At 63.2% G+C, this 18,865-nt stretch carries 14 protein-coding genes and 2 rRNA genes (1 of these 16 cut by a window edge); 10 read left to right on the top strand and 6 right to left on the bottom strand.

Annotated elements, in window-relative coordinates; all coding sequences use genetic code 11:
* The first annotated feature begins 290 nt into the window (after window positions 1-290).
* Together ACR42D_RS02580 and ACR42D_RS02575 are read left to right on the top strand one after the other, a co-directional pair.
* On the top strand, window positions 291-749 hold the full coding sequence (locus tag ACR42D_RS02580; protein ID WP_319581534.1) for a chemotaxis protein CheX: 459 nt from the start codon (window positions 291-293) through the stop codon (window positions 747-749).
* A gap of 34 nt (window positions 750-783) precedes the next feature.
* A complete protein-coding gene (locus ACR42D_RS02575) occupies window positions 784-2,367 on the top strand; it encodes a HEAT repeat domain-containing protein (protein ID WP_484565303.1) in 1,584 nt (527 codons plus the stop codon).
* Window positions 2,368-2,566: 199 nt separating this feature from the next.
* Here the strand turns inward: ACR42D_RS02575 and ACR42D_RS02570 are convergent, their stop codons facing one another.
* Complete coding sequence (locus ACR42D_RS02570) at window positions 2,567-3,397, bottom strand: alpha/beta fold hydrolase (protein WP_484565302.1); 831 nt, start codon at window positions 3,395-3,397, stop codon at window positions 2,567-2,569.
* Window positions 3,398-3,509: 112 nt separating this feature from the next.
* On the opposite strand from ACR42D_RS02570, the gene ACR42D_RS02565 reads away from it, so the two are divergent.
* From ACR42D_RS02565 to ACR42D_RS02545, 5 genes are all read left to right on the top strand, one after another.
* Window positions 3,510-4,538, top strand: coding sequence for a DUF1786 domain-containing protein (locus ACR42D_RS02565; protein WP_484565301.1), 1,029 nt, complete (start codon window positions 3,510-3,512; stop codon window positions 4,536-4,538).
* A gap of 81 nt (window positions 4,539-4,619) precedes the next feature.
* Window positions 4,620-7,760, top strand: coding sequence for an aryl-sulfate sulfotransferase (locus ACR42D_RS02560; RefSeq protein WP_484565300.1), 3,141 nt, complete (start codon window positions 4,620-4,622; stop codon window positions 7,758-7,760).
* Between the two features lie 139 nt (window positions 7,761-7,899).
* Window positions 7,900-8,604 carry a DUF4197 domain-containing protein gene (locus ACR42D_RS02555; protein ID WP_484565299.1) on the top strand — a complete coding sequence of 235 codons (705 nt, stop codon included), beginning with the start codon at window positions 7,900-7,902 and terminating at the stop codon, window positions 8,602-8,604.
* Window positions 8,605-8,614: 10 nt separating this feature from the next.
* On the top strand, window positions 8,615-10,648 hold the full coding sequence (locus ACR42D_RS02550) for an AsmA family protein (protein WP_484565298.1): 2,034 nt from the start codon (window positions 8,615-8,617) through the stop codon (window positions 10,646-10,648).
* An 80-nt stretch (window positions 10,649-10,728) separates the two neighbouring features.
* Window positions 10,729-11,208, top strand: a complete 480-nt coding sequence (locus ACR42D_RS02545) for a hypothetical protein (protein WP_484565297.1) — start codon at window positions 10,729-10,731, stop codon at window positions 11,206-11,208.
* A gap of 118 nt (window positions 11,209-11,326) precedes the next feature.
* Here the strand turns inward: ACR42D_RS02545 and ACR42D_RS02540 are convergent, their stop codons facing one another.
* A complete protein-coding gene (locus ACR42D_RS02540; RefSeq protein WP_484565296.1) occupies window positions 11,327-12,280 on the bottom strand; it encodes a chymotrypsin family serine protease in 954 nt (317 codons plus the stop codon).
* Window positions 12,281-12,462: 182 nt separating this feature from the next.
* Here ACR42D_RS02540 and ACR42D_RS02535 point away from each other — a divergent pair, with 182 nt between their 5' ends.
* From ACR42D_RS02535 to ACR42D_RS02525, 3 genes are all read left to right on the top strand, one after another.
* Window positions 12,463-12,822 (top strand): helix-turn-helix domain-containing protein, encoded by a 360-nt coding sequence (locus tag ACR42D_RS02535; protein ID WP_484565295.1) that lies wholly within the window; start codon window positions 12,463-12,465, stop codon window positions 12,820-12,822.
* A 73-nt stretch (window positions 12,823-12,895) separates the two neighbouring features.
* A complete protein-coding gene (locus ACR42D_RS02530) occupies window positions 12,896-13,510 on the top strand; it encodes a hypothetical protein (protein ID WP_484565294.1) in 615 nt (204 codons plus the stop codon).
* A gap of 186 nt (window positions 13,511-13,696) precedes the next feature.
* On the top strand, window positions 13,697-15,085 hold the full coding sequence (locus ACR42D_RS02525; RefSeq protein ID WP_484565293.1) for an esterase-like activity of phytase family protein: 1,389 nt from the start codon (window positions 13,697-13,699) through the stop codon (window positions 15,083-15,085).
* 82 nt (window positions 15,086-15,167) lie between these two features.
* Here ACR42D_RS02525 and ACR42D_RS02520 read toward each other — a convergent pair whose 3' ends face one another.
* The 4 genes from ACR42D_RS02520 to ACR42D_RS02505 all read right to left on the bottom strand — a co-directional run.
* Window positions 15,168-15,791 carry a class I SAM-dependent methyltransferase gene (locus ACR42D_RS02520; protein ID WP_484565292.1) on the bottom strand — a complete coding sequence of 208 codons (624 nt, stop codon included), beginning with the start codon at window positions 15,789-15,791 and terminating at the stop codon, window positions 15,168-15,170.
* 16 nt (window positions 15,792-15,807) lie between these two features.
* Window positions 15,808-16,566: a dimethylarginine dimethylaminohydrolase family protein gene (locus tag ACR42D_RS02515; protein ID WP_484565291.1), complete on the bottom strand. Its 759-nt coding sequence runs from the start codon at window positions 16,564-16,566 to the stop codon at window positions 15,808-15,810.
* Between the two features lie 147 nt (window positions 16,567-16,713).
* Window positions 16,714-16,828: ribosomal RNA gene (gene rrf / locus ACR42D_RS02510) — 5S ribosomal RNA — on the bottom strand.
* 66 nt (window positions 16,829-16,894) lie between these two features.
* Window positions 16,895-18,865: ribosomal RNA gene (locus ACR42D_RS02505) — 23S ribosomal RNA — on the bottom strand (it continues 971 nt past the right edge of the window).

Below are 18,865 nucleotides of genomic sequence, written 5' to 3'. Positions count from 1 at the left end.
GCGCGGGCCGACGGACCAAGGAGCGCCGGGCGCAATCGGCCGTCGGAAGCGTTCGGCGGGGTCCGGACTCCGCCGCCGGACCCGGCCAAGAAAATTACCGGGAGTGGTATTATTAATATTATACACACCTTGACCCGTTAACTCTTCCTCGGGTACGTACTTGCAATGCGGGGATTTGCCGTTGCGCGAGCCCCAATTGGATACACACAGGTCTTCTCCTTTTATTGCGGATAATTGGAGTAAACTTGAAGACTGATACAAAGACCCTCATTTTTTAAGGAGTAAAGAGCATGGACGTAGAACTGGCCAAGCCCTTCATCAAAGCCGCCATAGATGTCTTGTCCACCATGGCATTCATCAAACCCGAGGTGGGCAAGCCCTACGTGAAGCGAAACACCGTCGCCGCCGGCGACGTATCCGGCATGGTCGGCATCACCGGCGAAAAGAACGGCAGCGTTTCGCTTTCCTTTTCCAAGGGATGCGCCGTAGCCATCGTCAAGAACATGCTCGGCGACGAGATCGAGGACATCATGCAGGACGTCAAGGACGCCGTGGGCGAGTTGACGAACATGATTTCCGGCCAGGCGCGGGCGGGCCTGGCGGAGCGCGGGTTGGTCTTCCAGGGCTCCACGCCCACCGTGGTCATGGGAGACAACCACACCATCTCGCACATGGCTAAGGCCCCGATCATGGCCATCCCCTTCAAGACCAAAGACGGGGATTTCACCATCGAGTTCTGCTTCGAGTAGGCCCCGGCCTTCCCCAACAACACGCGGAGACGCCATGTCACCACTAGAGAACTTCAGAGATAAGGAATTCCTGGATCAGATCACGATCCTCAATGAGATTTCCGGGAGCAAAGACTCCGAGGCCCTTTCCGGCCTTGTCGGCCTGCTCAAGGACCCGGTCGGCGACACCTCCATTGATTACATGGTGGTCAACGCCCTGAACGCGGTCCTTTCGAACAACGAGGACAAGGTCATCGAGGGGCTCAAGGACCCGCACGAGGGATTCAATATTCTGTGCATCCGAGTGGCCGGCGAGTACGGTCTCAAGGGCGCGGTGCAGCCGCTGGCGGATCTGGCCATGGCCGAGGAGGACCTCGACCGCCTGATGGAGATCCTGACCTCGCTGGCCCGCATCGGCGACGAGGCAGCCATGCCCGTGTTCAGGAAGTTTTTGACCCACCAGGACCCGTTCATCCAATCGTCGTGCATCGAGGCCCTGGGCAAGCTCGGCGACCCCGCCTCTATCGATGAATTCAAGAAGATCATCGAGGAGAGCGAGGCGGACGACCGCTTCGAGGTCTGCGACATCACCACCTGGAAAGCCGTGGACGGACTGGCCCGCAACGCCAGCGAGGACACCATCTCCTTTCTGGTCAAGACCCTGCACCACAAGAATCCCACGGTGCGCCGGATCATCACCGACGCGCTGATCAACGTGGGCTCCTTCTGCATCCCCATGCTGCTGGACGCCTTCGAAACGGGGAACACGGACACCAAGATCCTGGCCGCCAACGTACTGGGCTTTTTGCGCGACAAGGCGGGCGCGGACGGTCTGGTGGCGGCCTTCGACAAGGGCCAGGCCGACGACCCCAACGTGCGCTACGCCGTGTACGAGGCCCTGGGCCGCATCGGCACCATGAAGGGCATCATCTGCCTGGTGGACGGGCTGTCCGAGACCGACGAGCTGATCCTCATGGCCGTCATCGGCGGGCTGGAGCAGCACATCAATCCGGGCATGATCTCGACTCTGACCAAACTCATCTCGGCGGCCGACGACCAGTCCTTCCTGCTGGCCAAGGCGGTCATCAATTCCAAGGCCATCTCCATTTTCGACCGGCTGTACGAGAGCCAGGGCGCGGGGGACATCCTCGTGGACGCCCTGGCCGAGTCCCGCGACCCGGAGATCGTGCAGGAGTTCCGGGACGCCCTGGCCGAGATCGGCGGCATGCGCGCCGAACAGGACCTGGACCGCCTGCCGGTTCTGACCGTGGGCACGCGCAAGGCCCTGGCCGCGGACGACTCGCGCTCCATGTGCGCCATGCACCGGGCCATCCTCACGGACCTCGGCTTCGAGCCGTTCGTGGCGGCCAACGGCGAGGAGGCCTACGAGTTCATCGAACAGGGCGAGACGTTCGAGGTCATCATCACGGACATGAACATGCCGATCATGGACGGCATGGAGCTGGTCGGCAAGATCCGCTCCACCCAGGGCATGGAGGACGTGCCGATCATCATGGTCACCACCGAGTCCGAGGCCTCCCAGCAAGGGCTGGCCTCCAAGACCGGCGTGTCCGCCTTCATCACCAAGCCGTTCAAGCCGGACGACCTCAAGGCCAAGATCCTCGAAGTCACCAGCTAGAAATCGCAGAAAAATCAACAAAAAAAAGGGCCTCAAATGAGGCCCTTTTTTTATCCTGTACATAGAGAGAACACACCGCCGCAGGCGCAATAGAGGGATGCAAGGGGGCGACCCCTAGCGCTGCCCGCCGGAGGCGAAATCACCCGACTATCGCCGCGCAGCGGCCTTCCAATCCTGCTTTTCCCTAAGCCCCCGCACCCTACTCCGCGCACCGCAACGGGCGCAGGAAGTCGGTGACCATGTCGGCCACTTCCGGGGAATAGAGCATCCAGACGTGGCCCATGGGGGCGCAGACGCGCTCGTCCCAGCCGGGACGGCCGGTGCGCAGCAGGTCGAGGGGGATGACATAGTCGTCGGCCAGTGTATAGACGGCCAGCTTGGGGCAGTCCGGATCGGGCGCTTCGGCCACGGCCTCGGGGATGGTCCGGCCCGGAATGAGCCCCCTGGCCATGCGGTTGCCGCCCAGCCAGGCCAGTTCACTGCCGCCGTGGGGCGAGCCCAGGGCGACGAGGGCGGCCACCTTGTCGCGGAACCGGGGGTCGCCCGCCGCGCAGCGGCAGAGCAGCCCGCCCAGACTGTGGCCGATGAGGATGATCCTGCCGTCCGGGGAGTCGGCCAAAAGCTCGTCGAGGCGAGCTTTGAGCCCGGCCAGGGCGTGGTCGAAATCCTTGGTGAAGCTGTTGTAGCCGAAGGTGTGCAGGTTCTCGAACCCGGCCCGGCGGAGCCTACGGGCGAAGATCAGCCAGGCCGTGCGGTTGTGGTACAGGCCGTGGACCATGAGCACCGGCGTGCCCGTGGGCGCGGCGGGCCGCTCGGGCAGGGCCAGGAAGACGATGCTCGGCAGGGCGACCACGTCGGCGGCCATGGCCGTGACCACGCCGCGCGCCACGGCCGACCCCAGGCCGCCCGCCTCCTCGCGGATGAGCCCGAGCCGTCCGGCCAGGGCGTTGGACAGCAGAAAGATGCCGTAGCGCAGCAGGGTGAACAGGGTCAGTCCCAGGACGACGTAGAGGAAGACTCTGACGGGCATGACGCACCATGACCGCGGGCCGGGCCGGTGTCAACCCGGCGGGGAATCCGCGCCCCCTTGCCTTGGCCCTGCGCGCGGTGTAACCAAGGCCGGACATCCAAGGAGAACCCACGTGACAACCACACTCTGCCTCGACATCGGCAGCGGCACGCAGGACGTGCTGCTGTACTCCCCGGACAGGGAGATAGAAAACTGTCCCAAGTTCGTCATCCCCTCCCCGGCCCTGCAGATCGGCCGCCGCATCGAGGGGCTACGCCTGCAGGGCCAGCCCATCTGGCTGCACGGCAGCAACATGGGCGGCGGCGTGACCCGGTTCATCAACGGCCACCTCAAGGCCGGGCTCAAGGTGGCCGCCAGCGAGAGCGCCGCCTACACCATGGCCGACGATCTGTCGCGCATGGCCGACATGGGCATCGACATGGCCGAGGAGTGCCCGGACGGGTACACCCCGGTCCGGCTGACCGATTTCGACGAGGCGTGGTGGCGCCGCTTCCTCGACGCCGCCGAGCTGCCCTGGCCCGACCGCATCGCGGCCTGCGCCCAGGACCACGGCTTCCACCCCGGCCAGTCCAACCGCATGGGCCGGTTCAGGCTGTGGCAGTCCATGCTCGGCGAGGGAGAGGGACGCCCCGAGACCCTGGTCTACCAAAAACCGCCCGCCATGCTCACCCGGCTTGCCGACCTGCAGCGGGACATCGGCGGCGGGCCCGTGGCCGACACCGGCGCGGCCGCCGTGCTCGGCGCGCTCTACGTGGACGAGATCGAGCGGCTGAGCTTCGAGCGCGGCATCACCCTGGTCAACATCGGCAACTCGCACCTGATCGCCTTTCTGCTCTACGGCGGACGCATCCACGGCGTGTACGAACAGCACACCGGGTGCGTGGACGGCGAGAAGCTGTGGGCCGATCTGGCGGCGTTCCGTTGCGGCTGCCTGTCCTTCGAACAGGTCTTCGACGAAAAGGGCCACGGCTGCCTCTGCCTGGACCTGCCCGCCGAGGCGGACGGGTTCGCTCCCACCTTCGTCATCGGCCCCCGCCGGGCCATGCTCGAAGGGTACGACGTGGATTTTCCGGCCCCGGGCGGCGACATGATGCTGGCCGGATGTTTCGGTCTGCTCAAGGGACTAGCCATGCAGCGGTAAAATCGGGCATGATGGCGGCCAAACCCTACCCGCCGTCACGTCCACGGGGACGGTAGCGGCGGTGTTTCCCGAGGAAACCATATGACCGCGCTCCGATTCGCCCCCGTCCTGCTTGCCTGCCTGCTGCTCCTGGCCGCCAACGCCCAGGCCCGCACCCTGTACGTCAACGGGGCCGCCGGGCCCGGTGACGGTTCCACATGGACCGCCCCGCTCCAAGGCGTGGCCGAGGCCCTGAGCCTGGCCGACGACGGCGACGAGGTGTGGGTGGCCGCCGGGATATACACGCCCGGCCCGAGGCGCACCGACTCCTTCCGGCTGAAACCCGGCGTGTCGCTCTATGGCGGATTCAAGGGCGACGAGTCCGAGCTGAAACGGCGCGATCCCGAGGCCAACCTGACTGTCCTTTCCGGCGACATCGGCCTGCCCGGCGCGCCCGAGGACAACGTTTTCCACGTGGTCACCGGCGCGGACCGGGCGCTTATCGACGGCTTCACCATCTCCGGCGGGTACTCCCTGAACGCCCGCTGGCACGGCCCGGACAGGATGACCGCCAAGGACGCGTCCCTGCCGCCCGGCGACGGCCAGGGCGCGGGCATGCTCAACTTCCGCGCGGCCCCCACGGTGCGCGGCTGCGTGTTCCAGGACAACCACGCGCTCATGGGCGGCGCGGTCTGCAACGTGGGTTCCGGCGGGCCGGACAGCGGCGCGGGGAACGCGCCCCGATTTCTGGACTGCGCCTTCTGGCAGAACTCGGCCCTGGCCTGGGGCGGCGGCGCGGCCAACCTGCTCGCGCGCCCCCTGTTCGTCTCCTGCCAGTTCGACTCCAACCAGAGCGAGTTCAAGGGCGGCGGCATGTACAACGGCCCGGGCGCGGCCCCAATCCTGTTCAATGACCTGTTCCGCAACAACGAGGCCCCGCACGGTGCGGGTCTGGCCGACGAGGGCGGCAGCGCCCCCCTCCTCTACTACTGCACCCTGACCGGCAACCGGGCGCTCACGGACGGCCCGGCCATCCACCAGGCGGGCGGCCGCAACCTGGCCGTGCTCATCAAGACCGTGGTCTGGGACAACGAGGCGCCCGAAGGCGACAATCGCTTTTTCTCCGAGCCGCCGAGCGTGATCCGCGCACAGGCGGCGGTCATCCAGGACGGCTTTGACGGCAAGGACGTGTTCCGGTCCAACCCGGGCCTGGACCGGAGGTCCGAGACCATGCTCGACAACGGCTTCAAGACCAACGGCTACAAGTTCGCGGACAACCTGCTGGCCGAGCGCCACGCCGACATGGCCAGATACGGCCTGACCAACGCCCTGCCCGCCCCGGACCCGGCCTACGTTCTTACCGCCCCGGTAGCGCTCCTCGATACGCGGAAGGCTCCCGTGTGGGCCCCAACCCCGGAACCGGCAAAGGCCCCCAGGCCCACGCCGACGCCGAAAGCGCTCATCGCCTCGATCCCCGAACCGTCCGCCCCTGCGAAGATCGTCCCCGCGCCGACTCCGGCCCCAGCCGGACCGGCTCCCGCGACCACGGCCGCCCTGGAACCCGCTCCCGAGCGCGTTTCGGCGGAGATTCCGGCCCCGGAGCCCGAACCGCTTGTCCCGGAACCGGAACCCGCCCCCATGCCCGCGCCGACTCCCACACCTGCGCCCGCCCCTGAACCGACGCCCGAACCGGCACCGGCCCCCAAGGCCGAGCCCAAGCCCGTTGTCGAGCCGAAAACGCTTAAGGCCGCCCCCGGACCGCCTGTCGGCGATGCCCTGTCCGCGCAGGACCGGGACGGCAACGGCTGCCTGACCGTCAACGAGACCTCGGGCGTGGTCCGCCAGCAGTTCTGGCGCGTGGACCACAATGGCGACGGCTGCGTGTCCCGGGCCGAGCTGGAACGGTTCGAGGCCAGACAGGCCCGGCCCGCCGCGCCCGTTAAGGCCCTTCCCCCGGCCACGCGGGCCGCGAACGCGCCACAGCCCCGCGCACCACGAGCCGCCCCCCGACCGGCTCCCCCGGCAGCCGTCCCGGCAGCCACGCCCAAAGCCGAGAACGCCGGGCCTGCCTCCGAGCAAGCCGTGCCCGGCGCGGGCTACACCCTGTTCGCGCCCGTGGGCGGGACCAGGACCTTTCTGATCGACGGCAAGGGCAATACGGTCAAGACCTGGGAGGGGCGCGACCGCGTCACGGGCACGGCCCATCTCCTGCCCGGCGGCAACCTGCTGCGCACGGTCTCCCCGGCCAAGGGCGAGGTGCGCACCCCGTTTCAGGGGAGCGGCGTGAACGGCGGGATCATCCAGGAGGTCTCGCCGCGCGGCCAGATCGTCTGGGAATACAGCTATATATCCAAAGATGTCCGCCAGCACCACGACATCGTCCCCCTGCCGGGCGGCAACGTCCTGATCCTGGCCTGGGAGCTCAAGAGCGGCTCGCAACTCGATGCGGCGGGCGCGTCCGTGCGCAACCATCCCGACGGGAGCATCTGGGCCGAACACATCGTGGAGGTGCGCAAGTCCGGGCCGCGCAGCGGGCAGATCGTCTGGCAATGGCACGTCTGGGACCATCTGGTACAGAACGCGGATCCGAACGCGCCCGGCTACGCCAGCCCGGTGCGCCTGCCCCGGCGAATGGATGTGAACTACAACCCCGGCCGCACCCCGGACTGGCTGCGCGCCGACGCCATGGACTACAACCCGGCCCTGGACCAGATCGTGCTCAGTCTGGGCAACACCGGCGAGGTCTGGATCATCGACCACTCCACCTCCACGGAACAGGCCGCGTCCTCCACGGGCGGGCTCATGCATCGGGGCGGAGACATCCTCTTCCGCTGGGGCAACCCGGCGGCCTACGGCGCGGCGGGCCGGGCCGAGCTCGACGGCCCGCGCGACGCCCGCTGGGTGGCCCACGGCAGGCCGGGACAGGAGACCCTGCTCATCACCAATGGCACAGACCGGGCCACCGGACGGACGAAACTCCTCGAAATCCGCCCGCAATACTATTTCAAGGGCACGGGCCTGACGGCCGAGACCGTGTGGTCCCATACCGGCGAGAGCCACTCCGGGGCCCGCCGCCTGCCGGGCGGCAACAACCTGGTCTACGACGGCCGGGCCGGGCGCGTCCTCGAGATCACGCCGCAGGGCGAAACCGTCTGGGAACAGACCGCTCCGGCCAAGCCCCTGTACCGGGCCCGGCGCATCCCGGCCGACCATCCCGGCCTGACCCGGCTCGGCCTGCCCTAGCCCGCCCCGGACCACGCAGGGCGACCGGTTTGCGGTCATACCGAAGGTATCGCCAAAATCCCCCATGCCCCCTAGGCAGACCGGTTCGCCCGTGGTATTCTTCCCCTGTGCGTTTTTCCAATGCAAACAGGAGCCGACCATGACGCCCAGACATCCCGTTCTCCCCGCTCTCTCCCTGTTGCTCGCGCTGGCCCTGGCCTGGGCGGCCGTCCCCGCGTCCGCGGGATGGGGCGACGCCCTCAAGGCCGCCGGAGACGCCGGGGCCAAGGCCGCTGGGCTGTCCGTGACCCCGTCCCAGATCGAGAGCGCCTTCCGCGAACTGCTCTCGCTCGGTGCGGATTCCGCAGTGCAGTCCCTGTCGCAGGACGGCGGTTTCTCCAAGCTGGCCGCCACCTCCCTGTCCCTTCCGGACAGCTATCGGAAGATTGCCGAAACCGTGGCCCCCGACCTGCTCGCCAACCTGAACTCGGCGGCCGAGGCGGCTGTCCCGGCCATCGGCGAGTTGTTCCAAAAGACCATCGGGACCATGGAATTCGCCAATCCGTCCGGGCTGCTTTCGGGCAAGAGCGACGCCGTGACCCGCTATTTCGAGGACAGCGCGCGGTCCGGTCTGGCAGCGAACGCCGCCCCGCTGATCCGTTCGGCCCTGGACAAGGCCGGGGCGGGTACGGCCGTCAGCGCCGCGCAACAACTTTCCGCCCTGACCGGAACAGGCTTCGACCCGGTGGGCTACCTGACCGACAAAACCCTGGACTCCATGTTCCTGTACATGGCCAAGACCGAACAGGACGTCCGCTCGGGCGACCTGGCCGTGACCAGCGAACTCCTGCAAAAAGTCTTCTAGGAGCGAAATTATGAACAAGACTCTCAAGATCGCACTGATCGTCATCGGGGCCCTGGCGGCCCTGTTCATCACCGCCTGCATCGTGCTGGTGCTGACGGTCGACCCCAATGACTACAAACCCCAGATAGCCGACGCTGTCAAAAAGGAGACCGGCCGCGAACTGAAGTTCGAGGGCGACATCTCCTTCAATTTCTTCCCCTGGCTCGGCCTGGAGGTGGGCCCCATGGCCCTGGGCAACGCCCCGGGCTTCTCGCCGTCCGAGATGGTCCGTATCAACCGCGCCGAGGCCTCCATCCGGATCATGCCCCTGCTCTCCGGCGAGGTGGCCGTGGGCACCGTGGTCCTGGACGGCCTGACCCTGAACCTGGCCAAAAACAAGAAGGGCGTGACCAACTGGGACGACCTGGCCAAGGGCGGCGATTCGGGCAAGAGCGAGGCCGAGACGGTCACCGGCACGGAGGCTCCGTCCAAATCCGGCCAGCCCAAGTCCCTGTCCGTGCAGGGCGTGGAGGTCACGAACGCCAACATCGTCTACGACGACATGCAGGCGGGCTCCAAGACCTCGGTCAACGACCTGAGCCTGATCATCGGCGAGGTCGGCGACAAGGTCCGCTTCCCGTTCGAGCTCAAGTTCAACCTCAAGCTCGACAATCCCAAGGTGGACACCCGGCCGGTCCTGACCGGCTTCGCCCGGTTCGACCAGGAGGCCGGGAGCATCGAGGTCGACGACATGAAGCTCTCCCTGCTCAACCTCGAGTTGAGCGGCCTGTTCTTCGCCAAGAGCAAGGATGACCAAACATCGTTTTCGGCCGAACTCAAGCTGGCCCAGGCATCGGTGCGCGAGCTCATGAAGCAGCTGGGCATGACCCCGCCCGAGACCAGCGATCCCAAGGTCCTGGAGAACCTGACCGCCGACCTTAAGGTCAACGGCTCGGACACCATGGCCACCCTGGAATCCCTGACCGTCAAGCTGGACCAGACAATGATCACCGCCGAGGGCGCGGTCAGGAACTTCAAGAAGCCCGCGGTGACCGTCAACGTCAACGTGGACGACATCGACGCGGACCGCTACCTGCCGCCCAAGTCCGAATCCAAGACGGCCCCGGCCCAGCCCGCCGCCTCCACGCAATCGGCCCCGGCCGAGGAGCCGGACCTGAGCGCGCTCAAGGACCTGGACCTCAAGGCCCGGCTGACCGTGGGCAAGCTCAAGGCCGTCAACCTGACCATCACCGACATCCTGGCCGAGATCACCGCCAGGAACGGCCTGATCACCGCCGACCCGGTGTCCCTGAAGCTCTATGACGGCGAATACACCGCCAAGGGCACCCTGGACGCCAACAAGCCCGTGGCCGCCTGGACCGAGACCGGACAGCTCAAGAGCGTCCAGGCCGGGCCGCTGATCAAGGATCTGGCCGGCAAGGAGCATTTGAACGGCACCGCCAACGCCCGGTACGACCTCACGGGCGCGGGGCTGACCCCGGACAACATCAAGCGGTCCGTTAGCGGCACCGCGTCCTTCGCCTTCACGGACGGGGCGATCAACGGCGTGAACGTGGCCAAGATGCTCCGCGACGGATGGAGCCGCCTCAAGGGACAGCCCGTATCCGGCGACGAACCGGCCAAGACCGACTTCGCCGAACTGCTCGGCTCCGCCACCCTGACCAACGGGCACATCGTCAACAAGGACCTGCTCATGAAGTCCCCGCTGCTGCGCGTCACCGGCCAGGGCTGGGCGGACCTGCCGCAGAACACCACGGACTACACCGCCACGGTCACCGTGGTCGGCACCCTGGAAGGCCAGGACGGCAAGTCCATCGAGGACCTCAAGGGACTGCCGCTGCCGGTCAACGTCAAGGGCAGCCTGGACAACCCGTCCATCTCCCTGGACATCAAGGCCATGGCCGAGGCCCTGTTCAAGGGCACCTTCAAGCAGGGCGCAAAGGGCGTCGAGGAAACGCTCAAGAAGGGACTGCTCGGCGGCGCAAAGGACTCGGAGGGCGCAAAGGACACAAAGGAGAATCCGCTCAAGCGGCTTTTCAACTGAGGAAAACAACCGGACCGAGGGAGGGGAGGATATCCCCTCCCTTCCATGGGACAAGGCCCGCCGCGCAAAAGAGGAAAACCATGCAGCGATACTCCATTGATCTCGTCAACGGGACGGATCGGACATGGACCATGGCGGTCTACCGGAGCATTCCCAACGCCTTCGGCCGGGACAGCGACGTGTGGAAACGAACCCAAGTGCCCCCATCCACCACCGGCAGCCTGGCCTGGGAAATGGGCGTTTACAAAGCCAGCCAGGCCATGCAGGCCGAGCTCGGACACGAATGGGACATCGTTTACAGGGACGGCGTGCAGCAACTCAGGGGTGACCGCCCCCTTTCCACAGGCAATGCCCAAAGCAACGCCTCCGCGCGGTCCGAGGCCGTTCCCACATACTGGGTCGGCCTGTTCCGCGACGTGCGGGCCGACGAGGCGATCGGCGGCGGCATGGACGTCGGCCCCATCGAACTCCGTTTCGCCCGGGGTTCCAACGCGGCCGTCATCGACATCGACGGGAAGGACGATTCCATGGAGTACGGCACCACCTACTTCAGCCGCTGACCATCGGCGCCAGGACGGCGCGAAAAGGGGCCGGGACAGGACAAGGCCGAAAACAAAGGGAGGGGCGGCCCCCTCCCTGTAGTGTAAGCGCATGACGTCCATGCCGGATTCCGGCCATCTAGTACAACGCAACGCCCAATGCCGTCAGGACGTTCTCGATCCGATTCAAAAAGGCGGCGTCGTCGCTTCCGGCGAAGTGCAGCCCGACGGGCTTGTTGCCCTCCGACGCGATGACCAGGGCGCCGGAATCCCCACCCGCGCTGGGGTAGGACGCCTTGAGCTGGTCGGTCATCTCGTAGACGACGCCCGAACTCGACTTGACCTTGATGGTCACGTCGGTGGCGATGATCCTGCCTTCGGTGAGCCCCGTTGTCCTGCCGGTTTTCCGCACATTCAACCCCGGGGCCACATCCTTTTGCGGGGTCACGACGTAGGGCCTGTCGTCGCAGATCATTTCCTTATGCACTGCGGCCATGGCCGCGTCGACGGTGTTCGCGGAGGCCTTCGACTTCGGGACATACCGCCATAACTGGGCGCAGATGGCGTCCGCCCCCCCACCGTCCTTCGGCCCGGGCTGCATGGCCATGGTCCCCGGCAAAAAGCCGTTGTTGGCACCGAGGACATGGTTGCAGCTCAGGACGAAGTAATGGGGCACTCCGTCAATGACCTTGGTGACGAAAGCCCCCAAGGTGCCGGTATGCTTTTCATCCTCGAACTGGGCGCCGACGCTGTACCCGATCTCCAAGGGCCTGACCTTGTCGGTCAGGGAATCAAAAGTGATCTCTCCGACCTCGATGACATCCGTTTTGACGCCACCGACCGTTTCCTGGATCGTGGCCCCGGCGGGCAGCTCGTTTGGATCGCGGACCTTCTTCCTGACGTAGACCTGGATGCAGGCCTCCGCAGTGGGCAGGCCATTGACCCACTTGTGGCCGATACCGACGCCCACGACATTCTCCCTCTCGGCATGAAGAAACTTCTTCACGGCTCCGGGATACACCTCCCTGGCCCGTTCCATATCGGCCTCGGCCAATACGACCCCTTCCATTGCTGCGACATTCAATTTGCTCATACTTCGCTCCTCTGGTTTCCATGGTTGCCCGGCATAGGCGCCATGCTCCCTCAATAGAGAGCGCGAAGAGAATAAAAAAGGGCCGGATTGTCGCGTGTTAGGCGACCATCTGGCCCTAGTACGCACTCATCGCTATGCGTTATCCGATACAAAACCGAGCCAATTCAAATATTGGAGCAGCAATGAAGAAACTGAGCCTAACCGAATCCATAGCCCTTTATGTCATGTCGAGGAGCGATGCCGAGTTGAACCAACTGACCCGATATTCCATTGCGGAGACCTTCCAGATCAACAAGAGCTACCTTTCCAAGCGATTCAAAAAGGATTTCCAGCTGTCCGTCTCCGAATACATCGACCTGGAGAAGGCCGTCAGGTCCAGAATCATCATCGCCCGGATGTGGAGAACGCAGCAGGCCATGACCGTGGAGGAGATTTCCTCCCAACTGGGCATCGCCAAGACGCAGCAGTTCAGGACCAAATTCAAGAAGGTCTTCCGCACCACACCCGGACGCTTCATTCAATATGCGAACACGATGAGATGACACAGCGTTTGTGTCTCTTCATACCCGTTCAGGCGCCAGGAACGGACAACATCAACCCAATAGGAGAAGAATCATGGACATGTATTACGTTGACTTCAACAACGGGACGGACAGGACTTGGACCATGGCGGTGTACCAGACCATTCCCAACTCCATCGGACTGGACAGCGTCGCCTGGAAGCGGACCGCGGTCCCCACTTCCGGAAACAGCGGCGTGTACTGGGAGGCGAGCTACAATGTGGCCATCTCCGACTACCTGCAGGACACGCCGATGGGCGTTTACAAGGCCAGCCAGGCCATGCAGACCGAGCTCGGATACGAATGGGACATCGTCTACATCGACGGCGTGCAGCAGCTCAAGCGCGTCCAGGCCCTTTCCCCGGACAAGCAGGAGTACGTCGTCATCAACAACAAGTCGGGCCTGGTGGCCAATCCCGGTATCGGGATGGCCGGCGTCGGTTCCGTCTTCAAGCGCAACGTCCTGAGCAACGCCTCCGCGCAGTTCAAGGTCGTTCCCACCTATTGGGTCGGCCTGTTCCGCGACGTGCAGATCGGCGAGGTGATCAGCAGCAACGTTGAGGTCGGTCCCATCGAACTCCAGTTCGCCGAGGGATCCAACGTGGCCACCATCAACGCCATCAGAAAGGGTGACTCCATCACCTGCAACACCACCTACACCCGCCGCTAGTCCACCAAAACCCACCTGCGGCGGTCGCCAAGGCCGCCGCAGGTCCCACCCCAGAGGTCAACCGCTTTCCCGCCGACCGACCACCGCGCCCAATCGACACACTTCCGTCACGAAGTGTCATGCCTCCGTCATGCGTCTTGCCCCGCTTACTTCTATATACTGGCAACTTCAATGAGGAGGCACTTCATGCTGCGCTATCTCTTTCTGACCGCTCTATTACTCTTGTCCGCCGTCCAGGCCGCGCCGGCTGCGGACGTCACCGTGGAAAAATACGACATCGAGATTCCCAAGGAATTCATGGTCCCCTACACCGGGCAGTACGCCGCCCAGTTCCCGGACGGGTTCACTATCGGCATCGGTTCGGGCATGACCTACGTGGGCAAGGCCGCCGACGGCTCGCGCGTGTTCTACGCCATCACCGACCGTGGCCCCAACGCCGACGCGCCCAAGTGGGTCGAGGACGGCAAGACCACGGCCACCAAGATGTTTCCGGCCCCGGATTTCCACCCCTCCTACGGCGCGATCCGGGTCAAGGACGGCCACGCCGTACTGTCCAGCCTGATCACCGTGAAGGACGCGAACATGCGTCCGGTCTCGGGCCGGGCCATCCCGCTCGGTTCCGTGGGCGCCACCGGCGAGATTCCCCTGAACGACTCGCTGCAGAAGCTGCCCATCGACCCCGAGGGGCTGGACACCGAGGGCATCGCCATAGACCGCAAAGACAAGCGGTTCCTGTGGATCTGCGACGAGTACGGCCCGTTCATCGCCAAGATCGACGGCTACACCGGACAGATCGTCAAGAAATACGTGCCCGGCAAGGGACTGCCCATGATCGCCGCCTCCCGCCAGCCCAACCGGGGGTTGGAAGGCATCGCCGTGACCCCGTCCAACAAGGTTCTGTCCGCCATCCAGTCCATCTGCGACGTGGACGGCAACGTCAAGAAGTCCAAGGCAACCTTCTGCCGCCTGCTCTTCCTGGACCCGGCCACCGGCAGGGTCGAGCAGTTCGCCTACCCGCATGACCGCGACAACTACAAGAAATCCGCGGACGCCAAGATCGGCGACCTGCACGCCGTGTCCGAGACCCGGTTCCTGCTCATCGAGCGGGGCAAGAACGCGGACGGCAAGACCCGCATCCCGGTCTACCTGATCGACATCTCCGGCGCGTCCGACATCTCCGGCGTGAAGACCGCCGACGGCAAGGAGCTCGAGACCCTGACCGACCGCGCGGACGTCGAGGCTCGCGGCGTGAAGTACGTCAAGAAGACCAAGCTGATCGACCTCAAGGATCACGGCTGGAAGCCCGGCAAGGCCGAGGGCGTGGCCCTGCTGCCGGACATGCGCACCATCGCCGTGACTTCGGACAACGACTTCGGCTTCACCTTCAAGGTCGTGGATCCGGTCAACGACAGTGACGGCAAGCCCGTGACCAAGGCCGCCGCCTACACCGTGGACGCGTCCGGCCAGGTCAAATACAAGGGCGAACCGGTGAACACCCACATCGAACTGTCCGAAACCGGCACCAGCTCCAAGCTCTGGCTCTTCACCCTGCCCAAGCCGGTATCGGAGTACTAGATCAAAACTTGAAAGACGTGTTCTGGAAGGAGTATTGATTCTAAACAAAGGGACCCGGCTGAATACCGGGTCCCTTTTTGTGTCATCCCTTCTGACCGACGACGCAATATTGCGTCGTATCGACCGGCGATCGGTGCGCTTCCACCGAGATGAACCCTGCACCAAGGAGCCATCTTTTCACGTCCTGGTGTGCAACGGGCGTGAACACCGTCCTATCCAGCGGCATCGTGTCCATCCTGCACTTATCCATGAAGGCGAGCACCGCCTTGCCTCCGGGTTTGAGTAGTGAGTATATCCGCGCACATCCCCCGGGCTGGTCCGGCCAGAAATAGATGGTGTTGGCTGAACACACGGTGTCAAAGGTCTCGGGCGCGTAATTGCAAGCAGTGAAATCCCCCTGAATGAGGTGGACTTTGCCACTCTCGATCTGGCTGCGGTTACGCTTTCGGGCCACCCCCATCATGGCAACCGAAAAGTCGATGCCGTGCACCTCACCGTCGCCGATCACGCCCGCCATCCTCTTGATGACCGTCCCGGTGCCGAAGCCGATCTCAAGGACGGTCTCACCCTCCCGGACGTCGGCCAGTTCGAGCATTAGCTTGTTGACCGCCCGGTTACCCATGTCAAAGATGAGCCTGGACGCGTAGCGGCCGAACAGGCCAGACGGCCTGCGCGCTTGTCGGGAGAAGAACTTGATAAACGACAAGGCGCAACTCCTCGAATCAGAACCTGAGGGACAAACAGGTCAGCCCGCCGTCCAGCTTACGGTATTCGGACACGTCGATGACCGTGGTCTTGACGCCGGTGGCCTGCACCTGGGCCAAGGTCTTGGGGAAGCCCTCGGGCACGATGACCGTGCCGTTGATGTACAGGCAGTTGCGGGCGTACGCCTCGTCGTCCTCGACCACCACGCGCTTGAACCGGGCCAGTTCGGGCAGGGAGTCGCAGCATGGCGAGACCAGGATGGTGTCGTTGCCGATGTAGTTCACGTCGGTCTTGAAATGCAGGCTGGGGCAGCAGGCGATGGTCACGGTGTCATAGCCGTGGGGCCTGACCGCGTCGGCCAGGGCGGCGGCGCCCGCCGCGTTGGTCCGGTCCGACAAACCCACGTAGAAGGTCTTTTCTACCAGGAGGACGTCACCGCCTTCGATGAGCGCGGGCGGGACGATCTTCACCACCGGCTTGTGTTTGGCCAGCTCGGGCTCGATGGTCAGCTGCTCGCCCTGGCGGGACGGCGCGCCCAGCGGGGTGAGCACGGCCACCTCGGCACAGACAACGGCGGTATCCTCCACAAAGCAGCAGTCCGGGAAGCCGGGAGCCGCGTCCAGCACGGTCACGCCCAGGCCGAGGTCGGACAGGGTTTGGCAGTATATCGCATGCTGCTTCAGGGCCAGCTCGAAGTCAGGCTTGCCCAGGTTCTGGGAAGTGATGCCGTCGACCATCTCGGGGCCGGGGCGTCGTGTTATGGCGCGAGTGAACATGTGGATTCTCCTTGAGTAATTGATGCCGCCTCAGATTGCTGATTCCCCTTCCGCCCGTCAAGCCCGATCTGCCGCCCTCTTCCCCTGCCCGTTTCTCCAAACGCAAAAAGCCCTCAGTCGTTATGACTGAGGGCTTTTTGAAATATTCCTTGGCGGCGACCTACTTTCCCACACGCTACCATGCAGTATCATCGGCGATGGAGGGCTTAACTACCGGGTTCGGAATGGGACCGGGTGTACCCCCTCCTCCTTGGCCACCAAGAAAATTTTGGCGAACCGGAGTTCGGAATATATTAGTAAATAGGGGAAGAGAGAATTCCATTAATTGTTAAATAAGCCGCACGATCTATTAGTACTGGTCAGCTGAACAACTCACGTTGCTTACACCTCCAGCCTATCAACCTTGTAGTCTTCAAGGGATCTTCAGGGACATATAGTCCAGGGAGAACTAATCTTAAGGCTGGCTTCCCGCTTAGATGCTTTCAGCGGTTATCCGTTCCGAACTTAGCTACCCTGCAGTGCCACTGGCGTGACAACAGGAACACCATAGGTTCGTCCACCCCGGTCCTCTCGTACTAGGGGCAGACCCTCTTCAATTCTCCTACGCCCACGGAGGATAGGGACCAAACTGTCTCACGACGTTTTAAACCCAGCTCGCGTACCACTTTAAACGGCGAACAGCCGTACCCTTGGGACCTGCTTCAGCCCCAGGATGTGATGAGCCGACATCGAGGTGCCAAACCGCGTCGTCGATGTGAACTCTTGGACGCGATCAGCCTGTTATCCCCGGCGTACCTTTTATCCTATGAGCGATGGCCCTTCCATTCGGAACCACCGGATCACTAAGACCAACTTTCGTTCCTGCTCGAGATGTCTCTCTCACAGTCAAGCTCCCTTATGCCTTTGCACTCAACGGCTGGTTTCCAATCAGCCTGAGGGAACCTTTGCAAGCCTCCGTTACATTTTAGGAGGCGACCGCCCCAGTCAAACTACCCACCAGACACTGTCTCCACACCGGATAACGGTTATGGATTAGATACCTAAGTAATAAAGGGTGGTATTTCAAGGTTGACTCCACGCACTCTGGCGAGCACGCTTCAAAGTCTCCCACCTATCCTACACATTATTAATCAAATACCAATGTCAAGCTGCAGTAAAGGTGCACAGGGTCTTTCCGTCCTTCCGCGGGTACCCGGCATTTTCACCGGGAATTCAATTTCACTGAGTCTCTGGTTGAGACAGTGGGGAGATCGTTACGCCATTCGTGCAGGTCGGAACTTACCCGACAAGGAATTTCGCTACCTTAGGACCGTTATAGTTACGGCCGCCGTTTACTGGGGCTTCGATTTAAAGCTTCGACCGAAGTCTAACCTCACCTCTTAAACCTTCCAGCACCGGGCAGGCGTCAGTCCCTATACATCGTCTTACGACTTAGCAGAGACCTATGTTTTTAGTAAACAGTCGCCCCCCCCGATTCCTGCGTCTCAAATCCACTCACATAGTCAAATGGTCATGGATTCGAGCACCCCTTATCGCGAACTTACGGGGTCATTTTGCCGAGTTCCTTAACCAGAGTTCTCTCAAGCGCCTTGGTCTGCTCGACCCACCTACCTGTGTTGGTTTGCGGTACGGTATGCATACGCTAAACTTAGGAGCTTTTCTTGGCAGCATGGACTCAACGGCTTCAGTCAGTTTAATGACACGGCATCACGTCTCAGGCATATAGAACTGCGGATTTGCCTACAGTTCAACCCTACACGCTTGCACCGGGATATCCAACACCCGGACCGCCTATCCTCCTGCGTCCCTCCATCGCACACGTATACATGTACAGGAATATTAACCTGTTTCCCATCGACTACGCATTTCTGCCTCGCCTTAGGGGCCGACTTACCCTGGGAAGATTAGCTTTACCCAGGAAACCTTAGGTTTACGGCGAATAAGTTTCTCACTTATTTTATCGTTACTCATGCCAGCATATTCACTTCTCATTAGTCCAGCATACCTCACGGTACACCTTCGTCCCATCTGAGAACGCTCCCCTACCGCTCATAGTAAACTATGAACCCAAAGCTTCGGTACAATGCTTAGCCCCGTTACATTTTCGGCGCAGAATCGCTAGGCCAGTGAGCTATTACGCTTTCTTTAAAGGATGGCTGCTTCTAAGCCAACCTCCTGGATGTATCAGCAACTCCACCACCTTTCCCACTTAGCATTGATTTGGAGACCTTAGCTGTTGGTCTGGGCTGTTTCCCTTTTGGCCACGGGCCTTCGCACCCATAGCCTGACTGCCACACAT

Origin of the sequence: Pseudodesulfovibrio sp. lm2024, assembly GCF_051175575.1 — a bacterium.
Classification (GTDB): Bacteria; Desulfobacterota; Desulfovibrionia; order Desulfovibrionales; family Desulfovibrionaceae; genus Pseudodesulfovibrio; species Pseudodesulfovibrio caledoniensis.
This window is presented reverse-complemented; position numbering and strand designations above follow the sequence as displayed.